The following is a 7288-nucleotide window of genomic DNA, read 5'->3' on the forward strand; positions in this document are numbered from 1 at the left end:
ATCGTAAGTTCTCTCTCTTTACTTTCAGCAAATGATACAGGATTTACACTCTTGGGATACGGATAACTTTAGGTTTTGCAGTCCATTGCCCGCTTGCCTTCCAAGATATGCCTTGTATCCTGTTTCTGTTCGTTATCACTGGTAAATTAACAATAGACGAACTGTAGCATTGAGGCGTTGTGGTGGAACCACTATGATGATTGTATGTAAAAGATGCAACTCCGGTGTTTGCCCAAATATCTCCTGTTGGATTAAAGCAGGTGTGAGAAAAAGTATTTCCAGCAGGTGATTTTGGATCAAAGTTACAAGCTCCTTGTGGATTTGAAACCGCTCCGCTTGTAACTGAAATATCAGAAACATTATTTCCTGAATTTTGGTTGCATTTTATTTGCAGACCGCTGTTGGTTTGCTGTGACTGGGTTCCGAATGCTACCCCATTATAAGTGTTTTTGTAAATCTCGTTATATAAAACTCCTGAACTATTTACAATTGTTCCGTAACGAGATATTCCTGGACTGTTTTGAAATTTGTTTTCTTCAATTTTATACCCTGTACAACTTCCTAAATAAATGCCATATCCTTTTTTAGGAGTGTTACCACCAATTCCTGTGAACTGATTGCGTGTAATTGTGGTTGTATTATTTATCCCGTTCAGACGGATACCAGCAAAATTGCCAGTAAAACTATTTCCATCAACATAAATGTCAGACAGGAAAGTAGCGCTTGCATCAATGCCCGTAGAAAGATTTTGAAAGGTGTTGAAATAGCAACAGGGGTTAGAAGGGGAACAGGCAATGTTAAATGGAATATCGCAGGAGGTCACCCTATAGCTTGCATCTAAACTCCGTATTCCTGTGGCGCGCAACTGCACTGGAATATTTGTTACTACGCTCAGTGTACATTTGAAAGTATTGCCTGCAAATTTAACTCCGTGATAATCTTCCATGCTTACAAACGCATCTGTTCCAAGACGAATTCCGTCATTGGTAATAAAATCAGGGTCTGCAAGCGGGGCATCATTTTTAAAACTGCATCCGGCAAAAGAAGTTTGTGTTGCATTGGCATCGCCATCAGAATAATAATAAGGCGAAAGATAAACGCCTGTTCTGCAATTAATAAAGTTTGAATTGTTTGCCTTAATGATTCCTCCACCGCGCGGATTGGCTGTATTATTGCCTATGGGCATAACATGTCCTTCTGCATCATATATAGATTCGTCTGCCATAATTCCGTACAATGCATCTTTTATGATTGCGCCAGTGCGCAGAATAACAGTTCCGTGAGTAGCAGAAGTTTGTTTGAGATTAGGGTCGCCCCATACCTGAATTCCTTCCCACATATTTGAAGCAGAGCAGGAACTAATTCCTCTTAGCGTTGCGCCATTTTCTACTATGAGTGTTCCACCTGATTCTACGATAATACGCGTTGGTGCATCCGGATATAAAGGATTGTTTGATGCAAGAAAATCAAAGTCGTTGGTTTGGCGTGTGTCGGCAAACTCTATAACTGTACTACTACCTGTTATTGTTAATTTTTTTCCGCTTTTGATTCGTACTGTGCCGCGCACAGTTGTAATTCCACTTGTGTTCCATATTGTGTTAGTACCGATAACTGGCGGAGCATAAGGTATATTTGTCTGGCAATCGGGATATAGTTTCAAGAAAATATAATCATCATCATTGGCTCCATTGTTTCCGGACATAATAACACCGCCATCGTTGCAATAATTCATTGCTAATCCACAGTTATAAGTCGATAAAGCTGTGTTGTTTGCCATAAATGGCAGAGAGTGTTGCACAATTCCATTCGGATTAGTTTTAACAAGCAACATATTTACGAAAGTGTTTTGGAGTCGTACTTGCGGATCAGCAGTACTCCCCGAAAGCAGAAATCCGCCATCAAAAGTTTGTTTCACTTTCGGTTGAAAATCTTCCCCACTCATATGCGCAACATTCTTCAGGAAAAATCCCGGGGCAGTATAATCAAGTGTGCTAATATCTAATTTAGCAAGTGCTGCATCTGCTTCCATATATTCTTCACCGTAAACTCCATAAGGAGAAGAGCATGAAGGATTTCCAAATCCAAGGTCATAATGATTAAATGATATGCTTACAATGATATTACCATCTGAAGTTTGTTCAATTGAATTTGCTTCGTCTTTTGAATTACCTAAAATAGTTGCAGGAGCAGAGTTGGGATAAGAACAAGGTCCCAATGTTGTGTATTGATAAAAGGGAGATGGATACGCAGGCGCATTTATTGTTTTATCTAGAATTTTATTTCCAGTCATGTCAGTTTTTATAATCCAAGCATCGCTTCCCGTTGCATTTCCCTGAGTTGCAGCAATAATAAATCCTAATGGCGATCCCACTCCTGTTCCATCTGGATTAGTTCCTCCAGAATAATAAATTTTAACTGCGCCTCCATCATCGCCTTTACACACTCCACCATCAAAACTATGCTGCCAATAAATAGTATTACCATTAAGGTCAATATTAATTAGGGCAATATCATTATCTGAAAAAGTACAAGGAAACTTTTGCAAATTTACTGTATAAGCTAAAACAAGTGTTGAAGGAGTTCCTTTAACTTCAACTAAAGATCCGCCTTGTGGAACTACAATGCCGTCCTCCATTGTGGAAGAAACGTAACCAATATGTTTTTCAGAAATTATATTTCCGTTAATGTCAATTCTTACATAATATAATTTTTTTATACATCCAGTGGGATAGCCGGTGAAATTTGTTCTTTTATGCCCGATAGCAGCAAACCCACTTCCATCACTTAATTCAATAATATCGCTCATATATCCATACTTGCTTGGTTCACCTGCTGAATATGTTTTTTCCCACTCCACCTGACCATGAGCATTAAGTTTAACAATAGATGGATTTGTTTCTTTATTATATGGTGGAATATTGTTTGTGCTACTTCCATTACATGGGTCGCCCGTGATATAAGAGGTTTGGGAAAATCCGCAAGCGATATAGCCACCGTCCTTTGTTTGTTTCACATTCAATATCCAATCTTCAGCATCATTGCTGCCGTTTGGGGGCAATCCATCTGTTGTTTTTCCAAAACTTGTTTGCAAGTGTTTAGCAAAGGGAGGTGTTGGTGGAGGAGGAATTGGAGGCTGAATTTGTTGTGCAATAACAAAAACCGAGAGCATCATGGCGATGATGGTTGTGGATGTTTGTTGAGCATTCATTTGAAGTGGTATTAGTGTTGGATAATTATTTTTCCGTTTATAATAGTTTTACTTGTATGTAATGAATAAAAGTATAATCCATTCGGCAAATCAGAAATATTAATGCTTTTCTCTTTTTCATAATTAATTCCTGACATATCTTTTACTTTTTTACCATTCATATCATACATTATCAGATTTACTTGCTCCTTGCTCAATGGCAAGTTGAAATAAAAATTTACAAGATTGCTTGTGGGATTTGGAAAGACTGTGATACTATTTGCATTTTCTATTTCAGGGATACCTGTTACGCTACAAGCTGTATCGCAGTTGGCAAATAAACAACCACATCCATCTAACTTTATTAACCAAGTATCTTCTGTTCCAGTATCAGGGGAAGCGGGTATCGTAAATCCGCATGAAACGATGCCTCCATCCGTGGTGTAAAGTAAATCTCTTAAATAGTTTTGGCTCTGATTGCCAGATAATTTATCAAACATTCTATACCATATGCTGTCTCCTATCGCGCTTGTTTTAATAACTATCCCATCTGGAAATCCATTGCCTTGTGGTGTGCCATTTGTATCAGCAGTTTGCCCCGCCACAATATAGCTGCCGTCTTGTAGTTCACGAATAGAACAAAGTGTTGCTCCATATCTCGCAGGTCCATATAATTTGCTCCATTGTAGATTTCCTGAATTATCAATTTTTATTATTCTGGGTTTTGATTGCCAGAAATTACCGGGGAAAATAGAAACTGAAAGACCGCATGCAATTACATAACTACTGTCATTTGCGCTTGCAATTACAAATCCAGGATTATCAAAATAAGAACCTCCAAAAGTTTTCTGCCATTGAAAATTTCCCGTACTGTCTGTTTTTATAATATAAGTATCATAATCTCCAGCACCGTAACTTGAAGTAAAGCCTCCAATGATATATCCGCCATCATTACAAATATCAACTGACCATCCGTAATCTATTGCTGCTCCACCGTAATTCTTTTCCCAAATCTTGTTGCCATCGCTATCTGTTTTAATAAGGAGTACATTATCATTTCCTGCTCCTATGCTTTTTGCACCTGTTATTACATAAGTTCCATTAGATTTTTGTTTACACATATAGCCGGCATAAAAAATATTTGTAGATCCATATTTTTTTGTCCAAAGGGTATCACCATTGCTATCGAATTTAATTAGCTGGACTTTATTTTGTGATGGAGAAGAAGTGTAATCTGTAAATGAATTTCCAATAGCAAAATTTCCATCAATAGTTTTTATTGGATAACCTGAATAAGAATCATATCCTGATTTTCCGTAGGATTTATCCCATATTTTAACTCCAAGCGTATCTATTTTTGTTATGGTTGTTCTATAATAACCAAAAGAAGTTGTATCTCCGGCTGAGCCGCAAATAATATATCCGTCATTTACAGCAACTATTCCTAACCCGCCATTCCATGATGTGTTTTGGAAATCATATCTGTTGTTAAAATAAATCTGTTGGGAGAAGGAAAAATACGAAATGAAGGAAAAAGCAATAAGAAAAAGCGTTTTAAAAAAAAACAAAGCAGAGATTTTTTTTATCACTAAAAAGTTCATGTCTTTATTGTTTAAGACAATTTACATTTCAGTTTCTTTTTCTCTGCCCGCTAAAGAGAGTGGAAGAAACCTTTTCTATAAAATTAATTTCATATTCTTATAAAATAGGATTTTCATTTGGATAGGACAAATGTATGGTTTTCTAATTCATGAACAAATTATCATAAAGAAATCTTTTTTCGAGTTTTCTTCGTGACTTGGAGCAAAGGGAAATGTGGTGCTTCACCTCTTTTACCTTTGTTGAGTTATATCAAGATTGTACGAATTGCCATGCGAAAGATATATGCTGTCCGGTTAAACGCAACGGTGAAGGATTGCAAGATTGTCTGACCGAAACATGTGTGTTGCTGTCGAGATTGGAGTAACGGTCAAGCGAAGTATGGAACTGTCCCGCTACCTTATTATATGTGGTTTTTTGTCTGCTGTTTGGGAAGGAGAAGCTGTAGAGCGAAGTGAAGAGTTGTCTGCAGTTGGTTTTGCTGTTTGTATTTTGTGTTGAAGGACTGCGTTAATGTCCAACGGCAGTGCGGAACTGCCATGAATTATACTCGCGCACTTGGCTGTCTAACGTTGAAAAGCTTTATTAAAATAGAGTAATTGTCTGCCGAGCAGAAAATTTTGCGCCTTGTTGCCAACGTTCCGCGGGCGTGCGAAGTGCGGGATTAAAAAACACTTTGCTGTCCGCCAGCACAAAGATAATTAAATACTGAAAACATTTTTTCAAAAAGTAAACCCGCATTGCGCACGCCCGCTGTTAGGTGGCGTTTTGTCTGTCAAGACTGTCGACCGAGATGAACAAGATTATTAGAGGAGTCGCTGTCTAACGAAATAGATTGTCGAGGAAGAAATTGTCTATTCAAGACAGTCTGGACGACAAAACTGTCACCGTGCGAGGAATTTTTAAGCGAGAGATTCATTGTCCGATGGTAACCAACCTGAATTTATTTTTGTCACCAAGTCTGTTAGTTTTTCTTTTTGTCCGCTGTCGGTGAGGTCAAGACAAATAACTTTTGTAATGTCAAAGTTTGGATGAAACGCTGTCGTGAGTGAAAACCAAAACTCTTCTTCTAAACTGTCATCCGAAACTGTCAGCGGAGAGTCTTCAAAGTTGTCGGGGCTGTCCGCGCTCTCACCGCTGTCTATTTTTCTTTGAACTATGAACTGGTCGAAAGTTTCTTCAATGGCTTTACTCTGCTGTCCAGTTGCGCAAACGTAACGGACATTTTTGTCTAAGCATTGGTTTGCAATTTTGTTTATTAAGTCGCTGTCGAGATTGTCCGCGATGAGAAGAACTGCCCAGTTGTCTGTCGGCAAACTGTCCGCCCAGTTTTTTGCCTGTCGAGGATTGAGATAGAAAATTTGTCTGTCGAAATGTTGTCCGATGTTGTCCATTTGAAAATGCCACCTAACGTTTTTCAGGTTTGCGATGTGCGGGAGAAAGAATTGCTTTACTGTCCGCTTGCACAGAGCAAAAATAGGAAATAAAACCTTTCCGCGAAAAAGAAAACCCGCATGACGCAAACCCGATGTTGGCAGTTCGTTGCTTTTTTATCCTGCGTTGCTGTCCCACCGCGCGAAACAATTTGTTAAAGGAGAAATTGTCGAGCGAAAATTTGTTTTGGGTTTGTCTTGATAGAAAAAATTTGTCGGTGCGGAAAAGTTGTCTGCCGATGTTTTTGTTTTTTGTATTTGAAAGTCTGCGCGAAACTGTCTTGCGAGAAAAGCGGTCGGAACAAATGCAACTGTCCCGCTGAATTTATTTATTGCTTGGCTGTCTGCGAATAAAATTATAGTCTGCCGATGAACAGCGAAGAAGAGCCAGCGAAACTGTCAGCCGATAAAATGTATTTGTATTTTTTTGTAGAGCCGTCACCAACCGTTGAGCCGTCTTTGTGAGAACCGATTGTCTGTCCCGATAAAGTTTTTCTACAAAGTCAGCGCGGGACTGTCACACGAGAAAAATTTGAACGAAGTAACTGTCCACGAAGAAAAAGTAAGCGAAGAAAGATTGAAAGACAGTCCCCCGATGACAAGCGTCCGTTAAACGATGGATTTATTTTTACAACTATTTTAACTCCAACTTTGTTAAAAGTCAACGAACGCTGTCCGTCAATGAATACCTTAACAAATTGTCCATTGGTTAAATTCCATTTGTCCGCTTGGTCTGTCATGGTAACTGTTGCTGGGGCTTCGGGTTCGTGAACGAATAATCCTTCTACATCGGTTTTGACTTCTACATTCTGCTCATTTATTTTTACTGTTTTGTTGTAGGCGGGTTCGCCATCGGCAGAAAGCATTGTGATTTTTCCTTTGATGCGTGTGGTTCCTTTTCCGAGGTCAATTATTTCTCTTGCCTTTTGGTAGTCGCTTAAATAATGTTTGTTGCCGTTTGTTTTGAAAGATACGGAAATGGGGTCTAAAGTTTTGTTGAGGATTTCATTTGCTTCTTTAAAAAGTGTAACGAGTTCATCGTTTAGTGTTGCACGGTGGGTGATTGCGA

General features: G+C 38.7%; 4 protein-coding genes. All 4 read right to left on the reverse strand.

The window, feature by feature from the left end:
* Positions 1-43: 43 nt before the first annotated feature.
* On the reverse strand, positions 44-3208 hold the full coding sequence (locus HY841_14800) for a hypothetical protein (GenBank protein MBI4932024.1): 3165 nt from the start codon (positions 3206-3208) through the stop codon (positions 44-46).
* Between the two features lie 11 nt (positions 3209-3219).
* Entirely contained in the window at positions 3220-4788 is a 1569-nt protein-coding gene (locus tag HY841_14805) for a T9SS type A sorting domain-containing protein (protein ID MBI4932025.1), read from the reverse strand.
* 900 nt (positions 4789-5688) lie between these two features.
* A complete protein-coding gene (locus HY841_14810) occupies positions 5689-6180 on the reverse strand; it encodes a hypothetical protein (GenBank protein MBI4932026.1) in 492 nt (163 codons plus the stop codon).
* Positions 6181-6722: 542 nt separating this feature from the next.
* Positions 6723-7288 (reverse strand): hypothetical protein (locus HY841_14815; protein ID MBI4932027.1); only part of this gene is annotated, 566 nt, incomplete at its 5' end.

This window comes from Bacteroidota bacterium (assembly GCA_016213405.1).
Taxonomy (GTDB): Bacteria; Bacteroidota; Bacteroidia; order Palsa-948; family Palsa-948; genus Palsa-948.

Bases quoted from the DNA above. Each gene is read 5' to 3' on its own strand.
- HY841_14805 (MBI4932025.1), bottom strand. From the start codon at position 4,788: ATGAACTTTTTAGTGATAAAAAAAATCTCTGCTTTGTTTTTTTTTAAA.
- HY841_14800 (MBI4932024.1), bottom strand. From the start codon at position 3,208: ATGAATGCTCAACAAACATCCACAACCATCATCGCCATGATGCTCTCG.
- HY841_14810 (MBI4932026.1), bottom strand. From the start codon at position 6,180: ATGGACAACATCGGACAACATTTCGACAGACAAATTTTCTATCTCAAT.